We start from the raw sequence: 24,075 nt of genomic DNA on the forward strand, positions 1-24,075 counted from the left end.
AAGCCCCTAAAATACCTGAAATCGCCCCGCTAGCACCAACCATGGGTATCGTTGATTCGGGATCAACTAACGCATGGCTGAAGGCAGCCAATACCCCACAAATTAAATAGAATAAAACAAACTTCGCATGGCCCATCACATCTTCGATATTATTTCCAAAAATCCACAGATAAAGCATATTCCCTATTAAATGCATCCAGCCCCCATGGAGAAACATACTTGAGAAAAGTGTTCCATAGGCCGGTAGGATCACCAGCTCTGGTGGTAACTGGGCATGCCCCAATACGACAGCGGGAATTGCCCCGAACATATAAACAAATGCTTCACTGCTTGGCATTGAGAGAGAGATCTCATACAGGAACACCATACAGCAGGAGACAATTAACGCCACCGTCACCACAGGTGTAATTTCAGTAGGATTGTCATCCCGAAGTGGAATCATGGACGCACCTCAAGAAGATTCTCTTTAAATAATCAGATCCGAGAAGAGGCGGGAGAAAAGTCTGGTAGTCCGAAAACGGGATTAGGAAAATTCTGAGAATCCCCGTCTAAAGAGATAGAGAACCCGGCAGCATGGGTATGTCCTCCTCCACCATATTTTGCTGCAATTTCAGCCACGGAAATCCCTCCGGCTTTTGACCGAAGGGAAAAATACCGGCGGCCATCTTTTTGATGCCAAATGAGACAAAATGGATGCTTCTCAGAAAGATGCTCCCCTATTTGGCTGGTTAAAACGGCTGAATGAACAGCAGGAACCATATGTCCCGCGAACGACACCATGATGAATTCGTTTGCCATCTTTTCGACCAATGCCTTTTCGGATCGTAAAATACCTGTCCCTTCAACCTTTAATGTTTCAAATTGAAGGGATTCCCAACGTTCAAATCCAAAAGGGTATGACGCCAGCGCCGCACTAATTTCACGACTACCGGGAAGTTGCCAATGCCACAAATCCTTATCCTGCACATAGTGAAGGAGCCAGGGAACCGGTTCCATGTGGACCCATTCCCATGCCAGAACAGCGCCACTTCGGTTCATATCGAAATATGCAAAAGGCAAATCCTTTAGAGAATCCTGGGCGGTAATATGATGATCTAAAATATAAAGACTGGCCACTTGATCTGCCAGCTCCAATATGGTTTCGCGGTGATAGCTAAAGTCAACCATCACCACGTGTTGGTTTTGCAATCCATCCGGAGGCGGATTCCCATGCTTAACCGCAACATAGCGAGCTTGCGGAAATCGTTTCCAGAGAGCCCACGCTGCGCCAAATCCATCCATACAATCGGCGTGATACAACACCACGTCAGGTGGATTCTGGTTGGGCAATTCATCAAATTTTATCATTGTTTTTGTCATTATTATCTCGCCTCTCGGGCTGAGCTTATCAGCTTTCATAAATCCGGACAAATCTTCAATGCATTTTCCAAAATGCCTATATGGCTAATATTCGGGCATTGAGCCAATCAATGCATTGCCGAAGACGACCCAACTCCTTCCAATTAAAATGAAACATCAGACGTGGCAGGTGGGAAATGTGGGGTTCATCCCACTCCTCTGGCAACGCCTCGACTTGCTGAAACTGCCCATCGGTCAAGATGTCCGAAAATTTCTGATTCAACTGGGCCATCTCCGATTGGGAGAGGTGTTGATGAATACGAATAACCATCGAATCTTTCACAATTCGTAGAGAATGATACACCCGGAAAAATTGCTGAATTTCCCTAACCGCTTCCTCTGCAGAATACACGACTTTGAAAAGTGCTAAATCGGATCGATTAATAAATCCACGGGACAAGAGTTGCTGTTCAAAAAACTCCATCAATTGTTTCCAGTAATCTCCACCTGGGGATTCAATGCATACGACGGGAATGGGGTGCGTTTTCCCCGTTTGAATCAGCGTTAACACCTCAAATGCCTCATCTAACGTTCCAAATCCTCCAGGGAAAAGGGCGACGGCGTGGCTTTCCTTCACCAGCAATAATTTTCGCGTAAAAAAATACTTGAGATGTACAAGTTTTTTATCATCCGCAATTATCGCATTCGGGGCTTGCTCAAAAGGCAGCATGATATTCACCCCAAAACTATTCTCCCGACCAGCCCCCTCATTCCCGGCCAGCATGATCCCGGGCCCACCCCCCGTGATCACCATAAAGCCACGTTGACTGAGGAGTTTCCCAAGTTGAGAAGCCAGCTTATAGTTGGGATCTTCTCCTGGGGTCCGGGCTGAACCAAAAATACTGACTTTTTTCACCTCGCGATATTGCCGAAATACCCGAAAGGAGTGGCGAAGCTCTTTTAAAGCTCGATGAAGGATTTTGACATCTAGGACATCCGTATCCAAATCACGAAGCCCGACGACACTGCCGACCATTTCTTTTAATAGGGCCGTTCGCACATCCGTCTGAGGTCCTGTCCAAAGAGATTTGATTTCGCGTACAATCTCATCCTCCAACACAATTTTTTTTGTAGAATATTTCGTATCAGACGGCGCTTCCAAGGTTATATTTTTACGTAATGACATGTAATACCCCCAAATTCATCAACGATAAAAACAAATTATGTGCCAACTGGGCTTTTCCAGAAGCTTCCTGTCAATTGTCGATCCGCTGTGTCAGGATTAAAGGTGAAAGATTTAAAGGAACACCTAGACGTTTTCGGTAAAATAAACCCGAAACTCAAGCACCCGATTTCACTGCATATCCCATGAATCACTACCCTCAATCCACACTATGGCGGGCCCTCTCTCAACCAATTATGGGATTGGCCCCTATGGATGGCGTCACTGATTCGGCTTTCCGCCATATAGTGGCAATTCATGGAAAACCTGATGTCGTCTTTACGGAATTCACCAACGTCCATGACATCTGTTCCGGTAGACTCAAGGCCCTCGACAGCCTGCGATACTCGGAAGCGGAACGTCCCGTCATTGCCCAAATCTATGGGAAGGAACCTGCTTTATTTTACCAAGCGGCCCATGTGGTCTGTGAGTTGGGGTTTGATGGGTTGGATATCAATATGGGGTGCCCCTCGAAAAACGTCGCTTCCTCGGGAAGTGGCGCCGGATTAATTCGCACTCCAAATTTGGCGCTGGAACTGATAGAGATGGCACGAAAAGGCATTCAGGATTGGACCGCCGGCCAGCCTCTGACTCAAATCGGGATGAAGCCCAAAGCATTAGAAGCCATTGGCCAGCTCCAAAGCGAGCTTTACCACTCCCCAATTCGCAAAGCCATTCCCTTATCCGTCAAAACCCGCATTGGCTTCGACCGGAACATGATCGAAGAATGGAGCGCTTGTCTTATTCAGGGACGCCCAGAGGTCATCTCCATCCACGGCCGCACGCTATCGCAAATGTACCGGGGACAATCCGATTGGGAAGCGATCGCCCTAGCCGCAAACCGAATCCAGCCGCACGGCATTCTTGTCCTGGGCAATGGCGATATTCACAGTCTGGGAGAATCCGCTGCCCGCATTCGGGAATCAGGCGTTAACGGCGTGTTGATTGGCCGTGGCTCACTCGGCAATCCATGGGTCTTTCAGGGGATTCAACAAATTCGAGAAATGTTGCAGACGGGACAATTCTGTATTTCACCGCAGCATGTTCCAAGCCTGGAAGAAAAATTCAGGATCATGATCCAACATGCCTCCTTGTTTGAACGAGTCCATGGGCCTGATCGTTTCGTACGAATGCGCAAACACTTAGGCTGGTATTGTTCGGGCTTTCCCTATGCTGCGGCAATGCGCGCTCAACTCGTTCGTACCCATTCCACGACAGATGTGATCAATTTGGTCAACCAGTACCAAGATCGTGCGCTGGACAATCAGACCATGGAAACACCGGCCACCATCACCACGTCTTAAATGCCCGATCCTCACCTCATCCTGGCCTCCTCGTCGCCTCGTCGAAAAGAACTGCTGACCCTCTTGGGGCTTTCCTTTGAAATCATTTCGCCTGCAATCAATGAAGAAGTTCTTGGCCAGGAAACACCCGTTAATCATGTACGACGCCTTGCACTTGAAAAAGCCAAATCCGTGGCGAGTCACTATCCCGACAGCCTCGTCATCGGCAGCGATACCGTTATTGAATTGGATGGTCAGATCCTTGGCAAACCGGCAGACCTAGAAGATGCCCACCACATGCTGACCGGCTTGCGCGGCCGATGCCATCTCGTCCATACCGGTTTGGCTTTGATAGCAAAGGCTAAGGAGCTAAGGGAAACATATGTAGAAACCGTCAAAGTCTGGGTCAAGAACTTTTCAAATACCGACATGCAGGCCTATCTGAAGACTCAGGATAGCCTGGGAAAAGCGGGCGCCTATTCTATTCAAGGAGAGGGCGCGCACCTCATCGAAAAAATCGAAGGGGATTATCCTTCAGTGGTGGGGTTGCCGCTTAGCAAGACAGCCCAACTCCTTGAACAGGCGGGAATTGACTTTCCCATGAAAGCCGAAAAGATTTACCGAACAAAACCTTATGCGAATTGGAAGGATTTCTCATAGCAAGGTTTCGTCTCCGCGCAAACTATATTGACCAGGAGAAAATGTCGGGAAAGCCGCAACCATTGTTGGGGGTAGAAGGTAGAGAAATAGAAAAAGGCGGGATTCAGTGAGTCCCGCCTTTTTCATAAAACCGTATGAGAATTTGGACTACATAAACTTCATAAATTTTTCTTTGGCCTCCTCCATCACCTGGGCCGTGATTTCCGACTGACCCCGTTCTTTGACCAGGCGTTCAATTTCCCGTCGCGCCATGGGGCGGATAAAGTCGGGAATATTATCCAACCGTTGTTGCGCCTCCGGGGTCCACTTGATCCCTTCCGTAGAGGCGTTCTTTGAATCATCCATCACCTGAAGGGTCACGGTGGTAAAACCGTTCTTCCGGGCATAGGTCTCTACGCTGCTTTTGACCATCGGCTGCACAAAAGACGGGAGTTTGGCCAGTTTTTCCTGAGCATCCGAAGTCCAAAGCAATTGGTCCACAGCCTGAGGGGCTTGAGCTCCTGCGGTACCGGTTGAGCCCAAACCCATTTGAGCAACCATGGCCGAAAACGGACATCCTCCGCCTTCCGAAGTGGTCCCTGGTTCACTGGCAGTAGCTGGGGCCCCCGAGGCCGCTGGAACCGCAGCCGGTTGGCCACTCTGAATTTTTTCATTCAAATAGGCGGCCATCTGTCCCATGCCTGCCGAAACGTTGTCCTCTAGCCCGCCACGGGTCATTTCCAAGGGTTTGGACGCTTCGGTTCTCCCCCCCAACTGGACGCCTAAAGAAGAGACCATCTGGGTTTCGCCGGGATTGGTCACCATCGAAAAGCGCGATTGGCAAGAGGGGCATTCAAAAAAGACCCCAAGAGAGCCTTCAGCCGGTTTTTCGACTTTTTCAAAAGTCATATAGGTTTCGCATTTGAGACAGACAAATTTCATATCGCTTCCCTTCTGAACGTCGGCGAAGGCCAACGATCGCTTCGAGCCGTTACACTTTCCCGTCTAAAACATGTTGATAATCCAACAATGTATGAACTTTTTTGGCAATATCCTGATATTTCGCCGAAGTGGGATTGTCTCCTTCCAGGATCGGTTCCCCCTTATCAAAGGTGCGGGCAAAATTCCGATCAAAGGGGATACGTCCTAAAAGGGGCAAACCCAATGCCTCACACATGGAATCGGTATCCCCCTCAAATAAGGGGCTTTCTTCTCCGCAGGAGGGACAGCGGTACTGGCTCATATTCTCGACCACCCCCAAAATCTCAATACCCAGTTCCTGGGCATAAGCAATGGATTTTTGGACGACATTCGAAGCCACCTCGGATGGGGTCGTCACCACCACCGCCCCCGCTAAATCAGGAATAAGTCCCGCCAAGAGGGGTGGCTTGTCGGCTGCCGCCCCGGGGGGAAGGTCGGCCAGCAAATAGTCCAATTCCCCCCACACCATGTCGGAGAGAAACTCCCGAATTACATTCATCTCGGTCATGCCCAACCAAACCGGGCTGAGGTCCATGGGACCTTTCCACCGCACCGGGGCGTTTTCTTGTAGGAGAAAATCCATCGACGCGACTTTGATATTTAAGGGACCAGTCGGCGGCACCGCCCCTTCCGAGGTATCCAATAATCCCTTCCCACGCATCCCCAGCATTTGAGGAACACAGGGCCCATTAATATCCACATCCAGTAATCCGACCCGTTGACCCATTCGCGCGAAGGCCAACGCCAGATTCACGGTGGTCATACTTTTCCCCACCCCGCCTTTACCGCTCATTACTACCACCTTGCGACGAATACCCTTCATACGGGCCATGACCAGTTTGGTCTGGGCTGAAATCTGCTCCACCACCTTGGCGTCGTCAGAATAATGAAGTTTATTCAGAATCGTTTTCAGGTCATTTTGTTGACTCATTGTCTGCACCTAACTGTGAAAGGCAATAGGTAGAAACCAGAAACCACGGTACCACAGCATTTTTTCCACCGTCAAACCAATCAAAAAAACCAACTTCCTGAATTCCAGTAATCCTAAATGGCGCAAAAAGAGGCTCATTTCGGTGGGCAACGAAAAATGCCCGGGAAGAAGGATCCGTTCGAAAATTGTTTAGGAAAAATCTTGAAGAAGGGTCACGCCAAGATATCGCAATCGACTGAAATAATCACGGGTTGATTCAGATAATTCCGGGACAATACTTTCCAGATCAGCAAGGCAATCCCGTAAGATTTCAATTCGTGGTTCATCAAGGTGATGCTCCTCAAAGTAATAGGTCAAACATCCACCAATGACCGTATCTAATGTCATGAGTTGCCCTTCATGACTTCCCAACCCGTCTGGCCAACCGGTAGATTGATGAACCTGCCAGGTTTCGCACAATTTCTCACGGTCAAAATCCGTCATATACCCTCATTGTCATTGTGCTTTTGGCAATGCTGGATCAGATTGTCCCCGCCATTTCACTCCCCTACAGTCCTTTTCCCCAGCCCAACGCATCTAATAGCAAGACAGAAAGGGCACATAAACCCAGCCCCCAGATGCGATAATCGACCACATCCCGTTCCAAACACCATTTAACGATCCGCAACCGCCAGCGATCTGGTCCGGCATACAAGAAAACGCCCTTTGCGACCATACTCAGGCCCACGACCATCCAAAGAGGTTGGTAGGGCAATCCTCTGGTTCCGAATAACAAAACAAGGCCTAATAAGGCTGCAACGCCACCCCATTTTATAAACCCTGGAGCCACAATCAGCGACTGTCGCAGTGTGGCAATCATCCGTTCCGGCGCAACTAACAAGGCCACACCATCGGCCATCCACAACCCTGCAATAAAGAAAAGAAAAATGACCACCATGGTTCAACCAAGCAGGAAAAAGGCAATTTTCTTTGCGAAACGATTCTTTAAAATTGCGCTTGAGAGACATTGGCAAGGCGCTATGGCTCACTTACAAATACCGATGACCGGTTACCTCCCCTGATGCGTCCAATTCATACCATAATGGTGCACCCGTCGGAATATTCAATTCAAGCACAGCTTCCTTGGACAAATGCTCTAATTGCATAACCAAGGACCGCAAACTATTGCCATGGGCCACGACTAAGACCGTCTTATCTGCCAATAGGGCCGGCCGGATTCGATTTTCATAATAGGGAAGAACTCGTTCGGCAGTATCCTTCAAGCTTTCACCACCGGGGGGAGGCACATCAAAGCTCCTCCGCCAAATTTTGACCTGGTGGTCGCCATATTTTTGTGCCGTTTCTGTTTTATTAAGCCCCTGCAGTTCTCCATACATCCGCTCATTCAGCGCTTTGTTTTCCTCGATGGGAATCGTCGTCTGTCCAATTTCCTCCAGAACCAATCGTAGGGTTTCCTTGGCACGCACTAACACTGAGGTAAATGCACAATCAAATCGAAACGCCTGCAGTTTCTTACCCGCATCGCGAGCTTCTTGCTCCCCCTTAGGAGTTAATGGGACATCGACCCAACCCGTAAAACGGTTTTCCAGATTCCACTGAGATTCACCATGACGAATTAACACCAACTGAGCCATCTAGTTCTCCTCCCTCGCTCCCTTTCGTGGTTGCCTCTTCAACATTGTTAGGTGACCTATTCTTGCTTGCATTGCTTCGCACCGAATCGTACCATAACCGGGAATTTTTTACCTTTTTTCGAAACCATATGGCCTCTGACGAGCATAAATGGGAACAATTCGCACACTGGTGGACCGCTTTGGCTGGCCGACACGGCGTCGCAGATCGAACAGAACAGTTTTTCCGCCAAGGTCTTGGGCCGCAAAACGCGTTGGACCGGGCAGCTCAGGAAGGCGGTGATCTTGACTATATCCTATTTACCCTCATCAGGCATTGGATTCCCGCGGTCCTTCCCCCCGCAGGACAAGAACGAACTGCAAAAAATGATTCCGACTATTGGTTGGAGTCGGAACGTATCCTCAAGGCTGCAGTTGGTCGCCTCAGAGAACTCAAGCCTGTCATCGATATGCTCACGACACCTAGTCCGCTTGATAGGCCCCCTGACTCCCCTCGATCAGAAGTTGAGGTCGAATTGGCTAACATGCTAGAGGGTATTGCAGAAGTGGTCGGCGAGTATGGGGGCCCCGATTATACCTCAATCATTAAAAACTTTGACCCGATTCCACTTCGTCAAACACAACCATTTAAACACAACAAAAAACACAGTGCGGAATTGTGGGTAGTCTTTTTATTACGGGAACATTTTCGAAATTTGGGTTTGGGAAAAGATCGAGCTTGGAAGCTCATCGCCCAGCTTGTTGATGCCGCAAACATTTTTCAGTCAGACGATCAGCCCTCCACACCTGAAGCCCTTAAGTCCTGGTGGACAAAAAATTGGCCCAGGACCTACACACTCCTGACCGAAAAGGGCCAACAAGGGGACGCCAAATCCACCGCCTATCAATCTGATTATGAATGGTTTCAAGCGTGGTTCAATTGGCAGACCGCCTCAAACGAAGCCCAGATCCCTCCAGCCAGCAAGTATCCCAATTCTCTCACTTAAAAAAATTTTTGAGAAGGACGTCCTTCCGTTCCCCCAAGAGGTTCCTGCACCGGAGGCCCCTGAACAATAGCCGCAGCCAATAGGCCAAGCATCAATACATGCAGCACCACCCCTAACCAGAGGACGTAAGGTTGCACTCCACCCTCTTCCTGAATCAAGTGAGCACGACTCGTATCATCAAGACTGGGCATTGCCATAATTCTCTGTACCTTGTCTTTCACATGCCAGTAATACAAGTAATTCGCGCTGGCTCCTGCCAATATTCTCGATACAATTCCCACCATCACATCCCCAGTCATAAATATAGCGAGAGCCGGGGCCACAGCGTATAACAACGCAAATAGGTACATTTTGCGATATAAAAACCAAAGAAACGAATCAAACAACGCGGCAGGCCAGTTCCAACTTAGGACGAATCGTGGACCTTGAGGGGTCTCAATATTTTCAAATTTTTCCTTGTAATACAAAAATGCCGAGCGCCACACCCACCCGGCCTTGACTGAGAATTGAATGGATTTACTTGGACCGATGAACGTTTCCCATAATTGGGATTGAGTGGGAGGAATCCTGGTCCCGAGTCCCTCAGGATTGGCCTCTGCCGCAGTTTCTAAGGAAGGTGAACCAAGCGCTTGTCCACACTGCAAACAAAAGTTCGCTGTATCGGGATTTTCTTGTAAACAGGAAGGACAAGGGCGCATAGTGGTCGTTTATAGCATCCCAACTACACCCGCACAAGTTCTGCCTGGTAGCAGAAAATCACTCGACAGCATCTGAATCCTTTTCACCCATCATTAAGGCTTAGCAATGAACATTTCGACTCACTCTCACTTTTTGATCAAGCATGTTATACATCATACGATTAAGATCGCGAAGAGACATTTTTGGATAATCGACCTCATGTATGCTCTCTAGGATAATCCACAATTGTGGCACTGGGCGGGAACATATGAAATCTGAGCCGGAATCCTCCCCACCAATCGCTTCAGACACCCCCGACAAAATGGCCCCTGCACCATGGACTGGACTTGATCATCCTCTACATCTTCGTTCGGAACTACTCCCGTTTGAAACCAAATCGAATCGCTAAGCGTAAAACGAAGGCCTTTCCAAATGATCGACCTGGGTCGAGGGTCGGTTCTGCCCAGGTGAAAAACTGAATCTTCAAAGGATGCAAGTCCATCAACAGAAGGTTCTCCTTTATGAAAACATTTATGAAATTGCTGGAAGTATGCCCCGGCTTTGACCCCTAAAACCTTCCTAAAATAGACCTGCTGCTCCAGACGAAAAAATTTAGCTTGAATGGTCTTCAGCTCTCTGACGTCCACCACTTCTAAGCGCCCTCGAATACGACCAGAAAGTTCTTTCAGTATCTGGAGAAATGAACCATGTGTTTTCCCTAATACCCAAAATTGATAGCTCAGAAGCACGACGACCATCCATAAGAGAATTAACATCAATTCCATATCACTTCACCAGATGTCTCGTTCTTGCAATGTCCATAATTAAAAAGCTTTGAGTTATCCTTTGATTCGTGTTTCACGGCCACAGGGCCGCAGTAAATGTATACCATAATTAGGTTTTCTTGATGCCTTTAGACCCTCATTTTGGACTGGACCCTTGGTGTCATTTTCGCTAAGGTTTAATCATGCCCTATAGACCATTGTTCCCTTTTAACGCATTTTTATTCTGTTGTCTTTTCGTGGTATTTCTCCATGGCAGCGATTGAAGATAGTCCCTTAAAGCCTCCTCTCAACGAGGTTGAAGAGGACCGGGCACTTCTTCTCCACACGCATAGGAACTGGAGACGATCCCTGCAAGCTGGAATCAGGGAAAATGGACAATCTGAAGACGCCCAATCTACCCATTCCACTCCACCAAGTTCTCAAGATTTTTTTCAAATTGACCTGCGTGAGGCCGATTTCCGACACCAGGATCTTCGAAATGCCAATTTTCAAGAAGCCTACCTCCCTGGGGCGAATTTTGAGGGAGCGAACCTGCGTGGCGCCAATTTTCAAGGAGCGAATCTGCGAAGTGTCCGTTTCACAGGCGCCCAATTAGCCTGGGCGAATTTTTCACAAGCCGATCTTATATGGGCGGATTTCCAACAAGCGGAACTTCAAGGAACCGACTTCCAACATGCCACGCTTCGCGGCGCTACCTTCGTTCGTGCACATATTCGGGGGGGGAATTTTTTTTCATCGGACTGCTCTTGGGCTGATTTTCGCGACACTGACTTGCATGAGAGTGATTTTCAGAAGGCCAATCTCAATGGAACGACCTTCATCAATGCCCAGACAACCGGCGCTAATTTCCAAAGTAGTCTTGGTTTTTTCAATTCTCCAATGACGGATTCTTCACCTCCCTCTGGGGATCCTCTTTTCCCTTAAGAGGCTTTCATATTGTTCAATTCGGGAATCAGTCGCCTCCTTGATTTGACATCCCACATTCACGAAAAGTATCAGTCCTCCTAATCTACGACTGGACCAGATGGTTGAAAAAAATTACGCAAGACCACATTCCGTTGGGGTTCACGCAATTTGGCCAAGGCTCGTTCCTCAATTTGTCGAATGCGTTCTCGGGTCACAGAGAATTCAAGACCGATCTCTTCAAGAGTAGCATCTTCAAGCTCTCCAATGCCAAAGCGTCGCCGAATAATATGTGCCTCCCGAGGCGTTAAAGTCCTTAACAAGGAAGTCACTTTTTCCTGGAGATCCACCCGTTCCGCTGAATAGCATGGAGAAACGGCTGTAGGATCTTGCAAGAGATCAGAGAGCGGCGAACCATCTTCATCGCCCATGGGAGTTTCGAGTGACAGAGTCCCTTTTGTCGCTTCCAACATCGTGGACAATTTATCCAATGGGATATCCACCGCGCCGCTGAGCTCCTCCAACTTCGGTTCACGCCCCAATTGCACCGCTAAACGGTCCAGCGTTCGTCGCACCCGAGTCAGCACATCACACACGTGCACCGGGATCCGCACAGTTCTTGATTGATCGGCCAATGCCCTCGTTACCGCCTGCCGAATCCACCACGTCGCATAGGTGCTAAATTTATAGCCTCGTTGATACTCAAAACGGTCCACTGCACGCATCAGGCCGATATTGCCTTCCTGTATGAGGTCCAGTAAATCGAGGCCTCGATTCACATAACGCTTGGCAACACTAACCACCAGGCGTAAGTTTGCCTCCAACATCGCTTCCTTGGCGAAGTGCAGGCGAATTTTAGCTTGATCTAAGCGCTGAACCCGTGCGAGGAATTCTGAAAAGCACAGGCGCAAAACTTCTTGCTCCAAATATACGAGGTGTTCTCCAGCCTCCAGGGTGGAGCGATGGGAACCTGAGATTACCTCCACTCCAGGGGTTGTGGCGGGTAAATAATTGCGACCCGCCTTACGTGTTCGCTCATCTCCATTTAAAATATCTTGAGAGGATATTCCTAATCGTTTCAATACTTCAGTAAGTTGGCGTTCCGTTGCCCGTATGCGGCTTTCCACCTGTTTGGTAAATCCAGGATGCCAATTCACTCCTTCAAGACTTTGCCATATTTTTTTTCGGGCTTGCATGGAGACCGAAGCGCCTTGCTTACATCCGGATGCATTTTCCTTGTCCATCATGAATTGAACACATTGACAAAGTTGGCTCAGCTGCTGAATTACTCGTTGGCGAAATTCTTCATCCTCTTGCTGTTCGGTTTGAATATCCGGAATGTCAGGTTCTTCCTCCGATTCAGTCTCCACATCACCTTCTTTTTCCTTTTGAACAATATGTTTGGCCAGAATTTCGCCATTCAACAAGCGTATACGTTGTTCTTGAAGATAGTCCAAGGTCATAGGGAGTGAGTATAGAATCTCCAACATACTTCGCCGGGCTTCCTCAATTTTCTTGCACAAACGAACTTCGCCCTCCCGGTCAAGTAATGACACTTGCCCTATTTCCTTTAGGTATAGGGGAAGTTGCTTGTCACTCATTCCTGACGAACGGTCCACTTCAGGAGAGCTGCCGCCGGACAAGACAGGACGACGGTCCTGCTTTTTCACGCGTTTAATGGAACCATTCCAGGAAGGTTTCTGCTCCGATACAGATGGGCTCATAGCTGGTCTCCCTTCAATTGAACGTTCTCAGATCATCTGACCATGTGGTTAAGAGGCATTGGTACCCCGTGAACCTTATTGGTCACCTCTTATGAATCAGCAAAGGGAGTGCCACTGAAAAAGCTTTGTCGAATGCTGCACATTGATTATCGTTAATGCTGACTCCTTTCCAAAAATGAAGAACATAATCCCTTATAGATGAAAAGCTTCATTGAAAACGTCGAAGCTGTTTACGACCTCTGAAAAACATCATGAAATAGATTGGTCAGTATCAGCGTTTTACTAGCTTTTTTCTGTAATGTTTTGGCAAGGAAACTGACAAAGCATTCAATAGCCTTCTCCAAGTCTTTACCCTTTAAGTCGAAAAATGCCTGAAGTTCGTCACCACTCACAGGTCTTCAAAGAAGTTGAGACGAGGAAAGAGATTCTTGGCTTGGGTATGGGATTTTGTTACAGTCCGCGCGGTTTATCGGGGAAATAGCTGAAGTTATTCCACATTACTGATTCGATCTTGAGTTCCAACAATCAAATTGAAGTGGACGGGCCCGATATAAATCTTAAAAGAAAAGCCTTTGGCATGAGAGGAGAGACGATGCGATTGTCCATCTGGGTAATTCTATGCCTCGCGGTAGGACTTGGTGGGTGTGCGGGAAAGTCCAAATCCACGAAGACCCAGGATGGAATGGAAACCGGACCTGACATTCAGATCGCTGAATTTGAGGAGGGACTCAACGCTGAAGGCGAAGAGGAAGGGGATGATAACGAATTTTTTGATCCTTTTGACGAGTCTGGCGATTCCCAGAACAAGGACTATGATCCATTTGAACCTGTTAATTCTGCCGTTTTTGAATTTAATTACCGGTTGGACAAATACGTGGTGAAACCGGTTGCCAAAGTTTACAATTTCTTTATCCCTCCCGATGTCCAGCAAAGCTTCTCAAATGTGTTTCAGAATATTCGCTTTGTCCCGAGATTATTGAACAACCTTTTTCAAGCAAAGTTTCAGGGAGCTGGCATTGAGCTGAGCCGATTCCTTATCAATTCAACACTTGGGGTCGGGGGATTGTTCGATCCGGCTGGAATTATGTTCGAGTTGGAGACTCCGCAAGAGGATCTTGGGCAAACCTTAGGAACTTATGGCGTCCCACCTGGACCGTTCCTCATGATTCCGCTCCTTGGCCCCTTCACCTTACGAGATGGAATTGGATTCATCGGCGACTCTTTCCTTGACCCTTTTAATTGGCTAGTCCTTCCTTTTATTGAAATTGCTGACGCTCCGCGGTTGGTCCAACACGATATGACCGTCACATTTTCGCGGCTTGGAATGGTCGCCGGCGAAACGGTGAATCTCCGTGCACTCACGCTGGAAAAATTTCAAGGCGTTGAGGAAGGCACGCTCGATTTGTATGGTGCCGTCCGAAATGGGTATCTACAGCAACGGCTGAAGGCCATTCAGGAATAGTTTACTAGCCCATCATCTTTGTCCTCGCAGCAGCAACCACTTTAAGAGTTTATAGACTCTTGAATTTTCTTTTTCTCCGCTGACTTCTATCCATTGCCCCGACACCTTTTCTCTCCAAGACAGGAGAGGAAAAAACGGGTATCATACCCAAAGGAGAAACGGTTTTCGCAATAAAATCTTTTCATTATGCACAACCAGCAGATATCCCAACTACCGCCCTCCAGCCATCCCCCAACTGGTCGATTCTTGTTGACCACCGCAGCATTTATCATAGTTGTAGCTGGGATGCGGGCTGCAGAGCCCATTCTGGTCCCTCTTATTGTCTCAATATTTCTTGCCATTATTAGTGCATCACCAGTCTTTTGGCTTCAACAGAAAGGTATACCCTCGCCATTGGCGGTGTTTGGTGTCGTCCTAGGAGTTCTCAGTGTGGGGGTTGTGTTTATTCTGATTATTGGGACATCCCTGGATGACTTCTCTGAAGCCATTCCACGTTACCAAGCTCGCCTGACCCAAGAAATCGAGCCCATGATCCATTGGATTCAGGAGTTGGGTTTCCAACTTGATAAAGGCATATTACTGAAATCTATCGATCCGGGTGCTTCAATGAGGCTGGTAGCCAAAATGTTGTCCGGGTTGGGAAACGTGCTCACAAATTCTTTTTTAATTTTCCTCACCGTCATTTTCATCTTATTTGAGGCGTCCAGCTTCGAAAAGAAAGTAGGAACAGCCTTCGGAGATCCGAAAGGCACTTTCTCCCAGGCCCAAAAAATAACGGACGCCGTCAATAATTATTTAGCTATCAAAACCGTTGTCAGCCTTGGAACGGGTGTGATTGTCGCGTTGTGGGTGTGGGCCTTAGGGATTGATTTTCCCCTTATCTGGGGACTTCTGGCATTTTTGCTGAACTTTATTCCAAACCTCGGGTCAATCATTGCAGCAGTCCCGCCAATGCTATTGGGCTATATTCAATTTGGCATTGGACACCTGTTCCTGGTAGCCGCGGGGTATGTAGCCGTCAACTTGATCTTCGGTAATGTAGTGGAACCCAAACTTATGGGGAGGAAGCTGAACCTTTCCACTCTTGTTGTCTTTCTCTCCTTGGTCTTTTGGGGGTGGGTGTGGGGACCGGTTGGAATGTTGCTTTCTGTTCCCATGACCATGGTGGTGAAAATTGCCTTGGAAAGCAGCCCCTCGACCCGTTGGATCAGTATCTTGTTAGATTCTGAGGCTTCCGCTGTCCAATCCGTAAACACTAATTCCCAGGAGCCTCAACCGGATGCTTCTTCTTCCGAGTCAAAACATGCCGGTTCGGTTTCCCTCCATACCTGAGCCATACAAACTAAGGATAGACTGCGTCTCCCATTTTCCCTGGGTTGACCTCACAACATGCAATTAGCCATTTATCACACAACAAAACACGTCACCTTCTACACAGACACAACAGTCAGATCAATCATGGTTGTAGGTCAATCCTGGCAGGCTGTTTGCCTTGTGACCCCATCCTGAAAAAACCACAGATTCAGATGCCAAAATGGCTATAGTTATGAATTCGAAACAGGTATCAAAAATTTTGTTAATCCAGGCGCTTGAACAATCAGACCCACAAGGACGATACATCTCACACTCCACCAGACAGCGAGCCAGCCAACACGCAAAAAAAAGTTTGCCCCACGAACCACCCTCATCAGCAGAGAGCTCTATCCAATTTTTCACCAATCGAGCGGAATCTCTCTGGAATTTTCTCTCCACTTCTTACCCTATGATCACGGAATCGTTTCGAGGCGCTCAGGCTACAATTCCATATACCATAGTGACGATACCGGCCTTTGTTGTCGGCTTGTTTATCAATGGGCTCGGTACGACCCAACGAATCAATCTCTTAAACTTTCCACTCTTGATTCTGCTTTTGTGGAATTTGGGAACTTATGCGGGTACCATTCTGCCGCCGCTGCTGGGAAAGGACCTAACCGGGCCGCTTCTCCGTCACCTGGCCAAAGGATTTGCCACCGTAACGGAATGGTTGGGGAAAGGACCATGGCCAAAAACTGCTTTACCTGGAGGTGCGGTCAGAGAATGGATTCTTCAATCTTCCGAACGATTTATGAACCTGTGGTGGAGGCACCGGCATCCCGTCATTGTCAGTCGCGCTCGTCATCTGCTGCATATTGGATCAGCCTGTCTGGCCTTTGGCATCATCCTCAGTATGTACGTCCGTGGACTAGTTCTAGATTATCAAGCCACGTGGGAAAGCACCTTCTTATCAGCGGCACAGGTGCATACGATCCTATACGGACTCTTGGGACCAGCAGCCTGGCTTCTGGGTTTTCCCTTTCCATCAGCCGAAGACCTTGCACATCTTCAAGCTCCAGCCCAGGGCTCTGCTGCTCAGTGGATTCACATGTGGGCACTGACGGCCTTTGTGAGTATCGTCATACCTCGGGTAACCCTGGCCTGGTTATCCGCACGATTCGCACACAAAGCCGCGCAATCCTTCACGCTCCCTCTCGATGAGCCGTACTATCTGCAACTGCTGAGTACTGAACGCGGACAAGGCATCCAAATTGATATTGTGCCCTATAGCTATCAACCTTCTCCGGCGGCTTTAGATTGCTTGGGACAATGCCTCCTGGATCTCATTGGCAATCAAGCGACCTTGCATTGGAGTGACCCCCTTCCTTATGGGCAGACAAGCGTTACCTGGTTGCAGGCAACCGCCTCACCTCAAACGGTGGTTCTTCTCTGTAATTTGGCGCAAACCCCGGAAGCGGAGGTGCACGGCGAACTCTTTCACATGGTTCAAGCCTCAATTGAATCCTCTAATGGACAACATCACTTACTCCTTGTTCTGGACCAGGAGCCCTATCGGCACCTTGCTGATCAGATACAAATGAGAGAACGTCAACAAACCTGGCAACGACTTGCCAACGACTACCATCTACAAATCGTGGCCTTTGATGCCAAAGAAACATCCCGCGACCAGCTTCTGGAGAAGGCCCAAGCTGCTCTGTGGCCTTCAAAAAGGTGAGATGACATGACGGTCCCTTCTTCTATCACGCTTTCACTCATTTCCCATACCAATATCGGAAAGACCACCTTGGCCCGCACTCTGTTGCGTCGCGACGTCGGACAGGTGCTCGATCAGGCCCATGTCACGCTTCAAAATGAACACTTTGTATTGTTGGAGACTTCTGATGGCTCCCGACTCAACTTGTGGGATACCCCAGGCTTTGGAAATAGCCACAAGCTTTTGAATCGTCTTCAAGGACTCACCAACCCGATTGGGTGGATGGTGTCTCAAGTCTGGGACCGTATTGCAGACAAACCGTTTTGGTGCAGTCAGCAAGCGATCCGAAACGTCAGGGATGAAGCTGACGTGGTGTTATACCTCGTCAATGCGACAGAAGATCCATCCATGGCGGGCTATCTTCAACCTGAACTCGATCTCCTCACCTGGCTGAATAAACCCGTCATTGTGTTAGTGAATCAAACCGGTCTGATCGACCCACAACAACAGCGACAATTGGAATCCCTTTGGAAACAACACTGGGTGAATCAACGCGTCATTAAAGACGTGATGAGCTTGGATGCCTTTACGCGTTGCTGGGTTCAGGAAGGTGTGTTATGGGATCACGTCACTCAGGTCCTGCCATCGGAAAAACACCCCACGATGAAAAAATTAGGAAAGGCCTGGTATGCCATCCATCGGCAGGTTTTTGATACATCAATGACCCATCTCACTCAACTCTTGATCGAGACCGCCATGGATGGAGAATGCCTTCCCCAAGAGCCGACGGGGTTCTCAAAAAGGCCGCAAATCAAAAATGCGATTCAGGCACTGGACCAACGTTTAGCACAACGCATCTCCGGCGTCACCGCAGATCTTATTGAGTTACATGGGTTAACCGGCGATGCCGCGCACACACTCAAATCCAGGATTGAAGATGTGACCGTGCCAGGTGAAAAAAAACCGTGGGAAGAAGAGACGTTCTGGGGAGCACTGGCCAGTGGCGCGGCAGCCGGATTGGCTTCGGACTTAGCCACCGGAGGACTCTCTCATGGCGCATTTACCATTGGAGGAGCGATCCTTGGAGCATTCGCCGAACGAACCTATGCCAAAAGTCAGGAAACAGGCAATTCCAATGGGATTTCCTGGGTCCCTGCCTTTCTTGACCGGCAAACGCGAGATGCGTTGTTACGCTATTTAGCGGTGACCCATTGCGGGAGGGGACGGGGAGATTACACGGACCCAAGAGAGTTTCCCGTTTTTTGGCAACGCGCCGCCGAAAAAGTTCTTGAACAACAAAAAGACGCTCTACACCAAGTGTGGAAACTGGCTCGATCGCCACAACCCACAACCGCAATCACGGATCACCTCCAGGCCAAACTCGTTCTTCTACTCTCAAGAATGAGTCAGGAAATTTTGGGCCAATTTTATCCCGAAGCCAAAGATTGGTTAGAAAGATCTCCGGCCTAACATATTCCGTTTATCTGGTTCACCCCTTTACAAATTTTTCGAGTCCATAAAGGGGAGAACAAATGATAGGTTTTTTTCTGAGGAGTCTGAGCAAGGCTCTCTTCTTGAATTAGCTCGAGGCTAATATGAAGAAATTTGGCAAACCTTGTCAGTCCATTAACAATTATCGCCCTACCGTTCGTTTCGAAATTACAGTATTCATGAAACTCAACCGTCTCCTTTCAAAACCACCCGGACTACCGCTTAAGATTTGATTTAAAATTTTGACGCCGCCTACTGTTGGACGCCACAGTGGTAGGCTCAGTCGCATGCACAAACATGGCCATTCGACGTGGACTCAAGTAGGCAAGGGCAGGCAGGGGTATATCCTTCACATGGAGGGCTTGCTTGATTTCCAACTCAGGCTCTTGTGCCAAATTGACCAACATTCCATCACTTCGGCAAATCCAAGGCGCATACAATAACACTGTCGGTCGGGTCGGGTAATGAATATTGATCCGTGCCACGACCCCGAGAAATCCATCAGATAATTCCACCAGGCTCCCTGGTGGATAGACTCCAATGGCCTGCACCAGGGCTTGCACTACTTCCGGGCAGAATCTGGACAATTCTCCCTTCATAACCACGTGGCGAAAGAGTCGGGACAACGCCGCATGAGGGGTGAGACTCGATTGTAGATCAGGAGCATTACAAAGTTCATCATAATGGTCCGCAACCATAACGATCCTTGTCGACAAGGAAAGGGCGTCTGCTCTCATGGCCTTTGGAAATCCCGAACCATCCAGTCGTTCATGATGCCGTTCAATCATTTCCAATACTGCTGGACTGGTATCCGGAAAGGATGCCATCAGCTGTCGCCCTACCTCCGGATGTCGTGGCCCCAACTCGGGATCCGATTGGATTTTCATTCCAACCGCACTAAATCGTACATTCATGGGTAACGCGCGATAACCCACATCGTGGAACAACGCTCCACGCCCAAGCTCAAGTAATCCCTCAACTTCCAAACCCAACTGCCGGCCGATGAGTAGGGAAAGGGTGCATACGTTGAGGGCATGTTCAGACAGGCCCCACGTGGCCCCGTTACTGCCGACCACATCGATTAACGACATCGCCATTTTGGGATGTTGTATGGCCGTGACAATACTCGTGATCATTGCATCCGCGGTTTTACGTCCGGACTGCCGGCGATCACTCAGTTGCCGGAACAATTCATTCCCCTGTCCAAGGGTTTTTTGATATGCCCCTTCAATCTTACGCAAATGATTCTGAAATTCATGGTAATCCTGTCGCCGGTCCAGGATTATGGATAGGGAAGATTCCTTTATCAGTGGTCCGTCGTCGTCCGGGTGATCGAATGTTGAATCGGAAATGGCCTCTGTGTCTTCCTCCCTACTGACGCTCTCATCATGATCCAGGGGCCGCCGGTTTTCATCCGGAACATCCTCAACATCGAACGAGGCCGACCGTTCAGGATCGTGGAGAATGACAACATTTTGGAGAGCTTGAATGGTCGTCAGATCATCAGAGGATTTGATTTGAAAGGTATTCGTGGGAAAAGGATGGCTGAACCAGGACCCTTCGAGTTTGACAAACGTCCCGATCCGAAGATCCCGGGTATCTTCAACTTTAAAGAACGGCATAGAACAATCTCTTTTTCAGCTAAAATCAAAACATCAATCTGGGGAATGACTACAAATATGGGACTAAACAGAAAGCTCCAGTCTTTTTCGGAATATTTTCCATATTGGTTAAGTCTTGACACCTGCCGACAGTGAATAAAGCCTTTTCCTTTCATGCCGGGGAAGCCTCATCACACCAACTTGACCCTTTTTTAAGCTCGGTTCCCGCTTCCCAAGTCTTTTCTTGGATCAATGTCCCCTTTCGGGTAGACTTGGTTTCGGATGATTCTTGACATTCCTCTCAGGAGACCCAAACGATGCAAGTTCCTCCCATCGGTCCCACCAATCTTCCAGATTCTATTCCTGAGGCATTTTTCGCACTCTCCGCCATCGCCTCCGATCATGTGGTCATGCAAATAAAAGAAGGAGAGGGTTATCGACAATACACCTACGGGGAAGTGTCACGGCTCATTCGGGGATTGGCGAGCAGTCTCCATGAACACGGATTTGGTCCGGGCCACCGTGTCGCACTCGTGGCTGAAAATCGCCCGGAATGGGTGATTGCTCATCTCAGCATCCTCACCGTCGGCGCCACAGCCGTCCCACTGGATATTCAGATGCCACAGGAGCAACTGCTGTCCTTCCTCACCACTTCCAATAGTCGGCTCGTCTTCGTCAGCTCAAAAACCGTGCCCTTGATTCAAGGCCTTCCCACCACGATCACCGTCGTGAACATGGACCCCCCTACCAAATCCCCCCACCTGCCCATGAAAGATCTCATATCACAAGGACAGCAGAAACCGTTCGTCGATAGGCAAGTGAATCCGGACGATGTGGCTTCGTTGCTCTATACCTCTGGCACCACCAAAAAACCCAAAGGCGTGCTACTCACTCACCGCAACTTTATGGCCAATGCCAAAGACATTATGAGGAAAGATTTAGCGGGACCGGAAGATAATTTTTTAGTCATGCTCCCTCTGCACCATGCCTATCCCTTTATGATCGCCTACCTCGTCCCCATTCTCCTGGGCGCCAGAATGACCTTCTTATCTTCACTCAAGGGACCGGATCTGGTGCAATGTATCCATGAAACCGGAATTACGATCGCAGTGGGAGTTCCCCAAATTTTCTCCATGATTCGTCGGTCCATATTTGAAGAACTCGGCCGGCGTCCCGCGTTCGTCCGTCCGCTAATCACGCTTCTACTTGGCCTGTCAGATTTTGTGAGAACCCATACCCGATGGAATCCAGGACGACGTATCTTTACCCCTGTTCACCGCGGTTTTGGGTCCTCGCTTCGACTGCTGTGCTGCGGGGGAGCCAAACTCGATCCACAAATCTCGAAAGACTTAGGAAGCCTTGGATTTACCATTCGGGAAGGATACGGGCTCACTGAAACGGCGCCCGTGATTGCCTTTAGTTCCTTGTCTCGACTGAAACCGGGTTCCGTCGGTCCACCCCTGACCAGTGTTGAGGTGCGAATCGATCAGCCGAACGAAGAAGGAATAGGAGAAGTGGTGGTACGAGGGCCTAATGTGATGAAGGGGTATGACCAAGCACCGGCTGAAACGGCAGAGGCTATTCGTGATGGCTGGTTTTTTACCGGAGATCTGGGCTATCTAGACTCAGACGGATACCTCTTTCTCACCGGAAGGATCAAGGAACTGATCGTCACACCTGGAGGAAAAAACATTCTTCCCGAAGAATTGGAAGAGGCGTACCAACAGAATCCGGCGATTACCGAACTCTGTATCCTTGGACTCCCCCGCGCTGGTGAGGAAGGCGAACATCTTCATGCCGTGGTCGTCCCAAATTTTGATTATTTACGAGAACACCAAATTCATGATTCCGCGACCTATATCAAAGATGCCCTGAATAGTGTCGCCGCAACCCTTCCCTCCTACAAACGGATCAGTGGTGTAACCTTTATCAAAGATCCCCTCCCACGCACGCGCTTAGGGAAAATCCAGCGTCATCTTGTTCGTGCCATGACGCAATCTAAGCAGACTGCCGTTGAACCCGCACCGGGCCAAGAACCTGAGACCGACCAGGAGATTCGCCAAACACCCATCGGCCAAGCGGTTATCCAAACGCTTGTCGGGCTGGTTTCAGCCGACCGCGCCCTACGATTGGACGACCACCTGGATCTGGACTTGGGATTCGACTCCTTGAAACGCGTTGAATTTCAAGCAGCCCTCGAAAGCCGTTTGGGAGCGGTCCCGGAAACGTTCATGGGAGAAGTCGTTACAGTGCGTGATGTCATAACCAAGCTCATGGCCCTTCAGCAAATTCCCGTTGAGGACACAGAAACCACCTCATCCTGGCATCAGATCTTCCAAACCCCACTCCCTCCAGCCCTAAAAAAGACAGTCCTCGCTCGGCTTTCCCCAGGGAATAAAATCATCGGGCAGATAGGCATGGCTATTGTCGGAAACCTCTCCCGTATAGCCTTCCCATTGACCGTCAAAGGCATCACACATGTGCCCAAGGAGGGACCTTTTATCCTGGCGGCCAACCACCTGAGTTTTGTTGATCCCTTTATTATTTTGGCGACCGTGTCACCATCCACCTTTACGCAACTCTACACTCTTGGCTGGGAACCGTTTTTTCGATCACCGTTTCGTCGATGGGTCGCGCGCGTGGGTCATGTGATTCCCGTGGGACCGGAGACGCCTCTGGTCAATGTCCTCAAGGCCTCAGTCGCCCTTCTCCGGAACGGGAAAAGTCTCCTGATTTTCCCGGAAGGGGAACGGAGCCTTGATGGGCAGCTCCTTCCATTCAAGAAAGGTCTCGGGGTTCTTGCCTGTGAATTACACATCCCCATTATCCCGGTCAAAATCGAAGGAAGTTTTCAGGTCTGGCCCCCCGATGCCAAGACACCTCAACGTCATCCCATATCCCTCACCTTTGGGGAAGGGCAAACCTTTACCCCATCCATGGTTGAAACATGGACAACCAGAGGGGAAGACCCCTATTTAGCTGCGACGCAGTTAATCCGTGAGGCAGTGGCCTCTCTCTAATCGAAACAGGCAAGGTTATCCGGAGGGTCAGTCAACGCACATCCTGAACCACCCGGCTATTATGAGAGTTCTTTGAGAAACTCCAATGGTCGCATTTTGCGGGGTTAAAGACATTTCAAAAATCTGGCGTTTGGTTTGGGGCAAACAATGATGTTAACTGAAATTTCACAAATGGGATTGATTTAAATGTTCGAAAGATGCCGGGCTTCGGCCAGGCAGCCGAGGTTTTGCCTCATGCGTCGAGGAGTGCAACCTTTATTGTGTAGGCAAAAGGACCCGAACCCAATGACGCCCCGACCCGGCTCATCAAATTAGGCGGACGCAAGCCACGGAAGAGCATTTAACTCGCTGAGCTCAGACAGGGCTCGGCGAGTTTCGAGAGCGCCCACCCTG

At 49.1% G+C, this 24,075-nt stretch carries 21 protein-coding genes (1 of these 21 running past the window's edge); 9 read left to right on the top strand and 12 right to left on the bottom strand.

The window, feature by feature from the left end:
• The 3 genes from PP769_RS03720 to PP769_RS03730 form a co-directional block, all read right to left on the bottom strand.
• Positions 1–442: the 5' portion of a rhomboid family intramembrane serine protease gene (locus PP769_RS03720; RefSeq protein ID WP_312645339.1), read on the bottom strand. The gene continues 275 nt to the left of window position 1, outside the view; only the first 442 of its 717 coding nucleotides appear in the window; the start codon lies at positions 440–442; its stop codon lies beyond the left edge, outside the window.
• Between the two features lie 32 nt (positions 443–474).
• Positions 475–1,359, bottom strand: coding sequence for a DHHA1 domain-containing protein (locus tag PP769_RS03725; RefSeq protein WP_312645341.1), 885 nt, complete (start codon positions 1,357–1,359; stop codon positions 475–477).
• A 76-nt stretch (positions 1,360–1,435) separates the two neighbouring features.
• Positions 1,436–2,524, bottom strand: coding sequence for an LOG family protein (locus PP769_RS03730; RefSeq protein WP_312645343.1), 1,089 nt, complete (start codon positions 2,522–2,524; stop codon positions 1,436–1,438).
• Positions 2,525–2,706: 182 nt separating this feature from the next.
• On the opposite strand from PP769_RS03730, the gene PP769_RS03735 reads away from it, so the two are divergent.
• Complete coding sequence (locus PP769_RS03735; protein ID WP_312645345.1) at positions 2,707–3,864, top strand: tRNA dihydrouridine synthase; 1,158 nt, start codon at positions 2,707–2,709, stop codon at positions 3,862–3,864.
• Positions 3,865–4,503, top strand: coding sequence for a Maf family protein (locus PP769_RS03740; protein WP_312645347.1), 639 nt, complete (start codon positions 3,865–3,867; stop codon positions 4,501–4,503).
• Between the two features lie 147 nt (positions 4,504–4,650).
• On the opposite strand, the gene PP769_RS03745 is transcribed toward PP769_RS03740, so the two are convergent.
• The 5 genes from PP769_RS03745 to PP769_RS03765 form a co-directional block, all read right to left on the bottom strand.
• Positions 4,651–5,424, bottom strand: coding sequence for a PCP reductase family protein (locus tag PP769_RS03745; protein ID WP_312645349.1), 774 nt, complete (start codon positions 5,422–5,424; stop codon positions 4,651–4,653).
• 49 nt (positions 5,425–5,473) lie between these two features.
• Positions 5,474–6,394, bottom strand: a complete 921-nt coding sequence (locus tag PP769_RS03750; protein ID WP_312645352.1) for an Mrp/NBP35 family ATP-binding protein — start codon at positions 6,392–6,394, stop codon at positions 5,474–5,476.
• A 189-nt stretch (positions 6,395–6,583) separates the two neighbouring features.
• On the bottom strand, positions 6,584–6,877 hold the full coding sequence (locus tag PP769_RS03755) for a hypothetical protein (protein WP_312645354.1): 294 nt from the start codon (positions 6,875–6,877) through the stop codon (positions 6,584–6,586).
• 64 nt (positions 6,878–6,941) lie between these two features.
• Positions 6,942–7,331, bottom strand: coding sequence for a hypothetical protein (locus tag PP769_RS03760; protein WP_312645356.1), 390 nt, complete (start codon positions 7,329–7,331; stop codon positions 6,942–6,944).
• A gap of 91 nt (positions 7,332–7,422) precedes the next feature.
• A complete protein-coding gene (locus tag PP769_RS03765) occupies positions 7,423–8,028 on the bottom strand; it encodes a 2,3-bisphosphoglycerate-dependent phosphoglycerate mutase (protein ID WP_312645358.1) in 606 nt (201 codons plus the stop codon).
• A gap of 62 nt (positions 8,029–8,090) precedes the next feature.
• On the opposite strand from PP769_RS03765, the gene PP769_RS03770 reads away from it, so the two are divergent.
• Entirely contained in the window at positions 8,091–9,011 is a 921-nt protein-coding gene (locus tag PP769_RS03770; protein ID WP_312645360.1) for a hypothetical protein, read from the top strand.
• Here the strand turns inward: PP769_RS03770 and PP769_RS03775 are convergent.
• Both PP769_RS03775 and PP769_RS03780 read right to left on the bottom strand, forming a co-directional pair.
• A complete protein-coding gene (locus tag PP769_RS03775) occupies positions 9,008–9,709 on the bottom strand; it encodes a DUF2628 domain-containing protein (protein ID WP_312645362.1) in 702 nt (233 codons plus the stop codon). The two genes, PP769_RS03770 and PP769_RS03775, sit on opposite strands and share 4 nt — an antisense overlap.
• 210 nt (positions 9,710–9,919) lie before the next feature.
• The gene (locus PP769_RS03780) at positions 9,920–10,474 is read right to left on the bottom strand and encodes a hypothetical protein (RefSeq protein ID WP_312645365.1); all 555 of its coding nucleotides are present in this window, start codon (positions 10,472–10,474) and stop codon (positions 9,920–9,922) included.
• 249 nt (positions 10,475–10,723) lie between these two features.
• Between PP769_RS03780 and PP769_RS03785 the strand changes: the two genes are divergently transcribed.
• Entirely contained in the window at positions 10,724–11,398 is a 675-nt protein-coding gene (locus tag PP769_RS03785) for a pentapeptide repeat-containing protein (protein WP_312645367.1), read from the top strand.
• 80 nt (positions 11,399–11,478) lie between these two features.
• On the opposite strand, the gene PP769_RS03790 is transcribed toward PP769_RS03785, so the two are convergent.
• On the bottom strand, positions 11,479–13,101 hold the full coding sequence (locus tag PP769_RS03790; protein WP_312645369.1) for a sigma-70 family RNA polymerase sigma factor: 1,623 nt from the start codon (positions 13,099–13,101) through the stop codon (positions 11,479–11,481).
• A gap of 592 nt (positions 13,102–13,693) precedes the next feature.
• Between PP769_RS03790 and PP769_RS03795 the strand changes: the two genes are divergently transcribed.
• The 4 genes from PP769_RS03795 to PP769_RS03810 all read left to right on the top strand — a co-directional run bounded on the left by PP769_RS03795 (position 13,694) and on the right by PP769_RS03810 (position 19,040).
• Positions 13,694–14,563 (top strand): MlaA family lipoprotein, encoded by an 870-nt coding sequence (locus tag PP769_RS03795; RefSeq protein ID WP_312645371.1) that lies wholly within the window; start codon positions 13,694–13,696, stop codon positions 14,561–14,563.
• A gap of 186 nt (positions 14,564–14,749) precedes the next feature.
• Positions 14,750–15,895, top strand: coding sequence for an AI-2E family transporter (locus tag PP769_RS03800; protein ID WP_312645373.1), 1,146 nt, complete (start codon positions 14,750–14,752; stop codon positions 15,893–15,895).
• A 214-nt stretch (positions 15,896–16,109) separates the two neighbouring features.
• A complete protein-coding gene (locus PP769_RS03805; RefSeq protein WP_312645376.1) occupies positions 16,110–17,591 on the top strand; it encodes a DUF2868 domain-containing protein in 1,482 nt (493 codons plus the stop codon).
• 6 nt (positions 17,592–17,597) lie between these two features.
• Entirely contained in the window at positions 17,598–19,040 is a 1,443-nt protein-coding gene (locus PP769_RS03810) for a DUF3482 domain-containing protein (protein WP_312645378.1), read from the top strand.
• Positions 19,041–19,276: 236 nt separating this feature from the next.
• Here PP769_RS03810 and PP769_RS03815 read toward each other — a convergent pair whose 3' ends face one another.
• Positions 19,277–20,683, bottom strand: coding sequence for a cyclic di-GMP phosphodiesterase (locus tag PP769_RS03815; RefSeq protein ID WP_312645380.1), 1,407 nt, complete (start codon positions 20,681–20,683; stop codon positions 19,277–19,279).
• Between the two features lie 296 nt (positions 20,684–20,979).
• On the opposite strand from PP769_RS03815, the gene PP769_RS03820 reads away from it, so the two are divergent.
• A complete protein-coding gene (locus PP769_RS03820) occupies positions 20,980–23,682 on the top strand; it encodes an AMP-binding protein (protein WP_312645382.1) in 2,703 nt (900 codons plus the stop codon).
• Positions 23,683–24,075: the final 393 nt, after the last annotated feature.

It is taken from the genome of Candidatus Nitrospira allomarina, assembly GCF_032050975.1.
Lineage (GTDB): Bacteria > Nitrospirota > Nitrospiria > Nitrospirales > UBA8639 > Nitrospira_E > Nitrospira_E allomarina.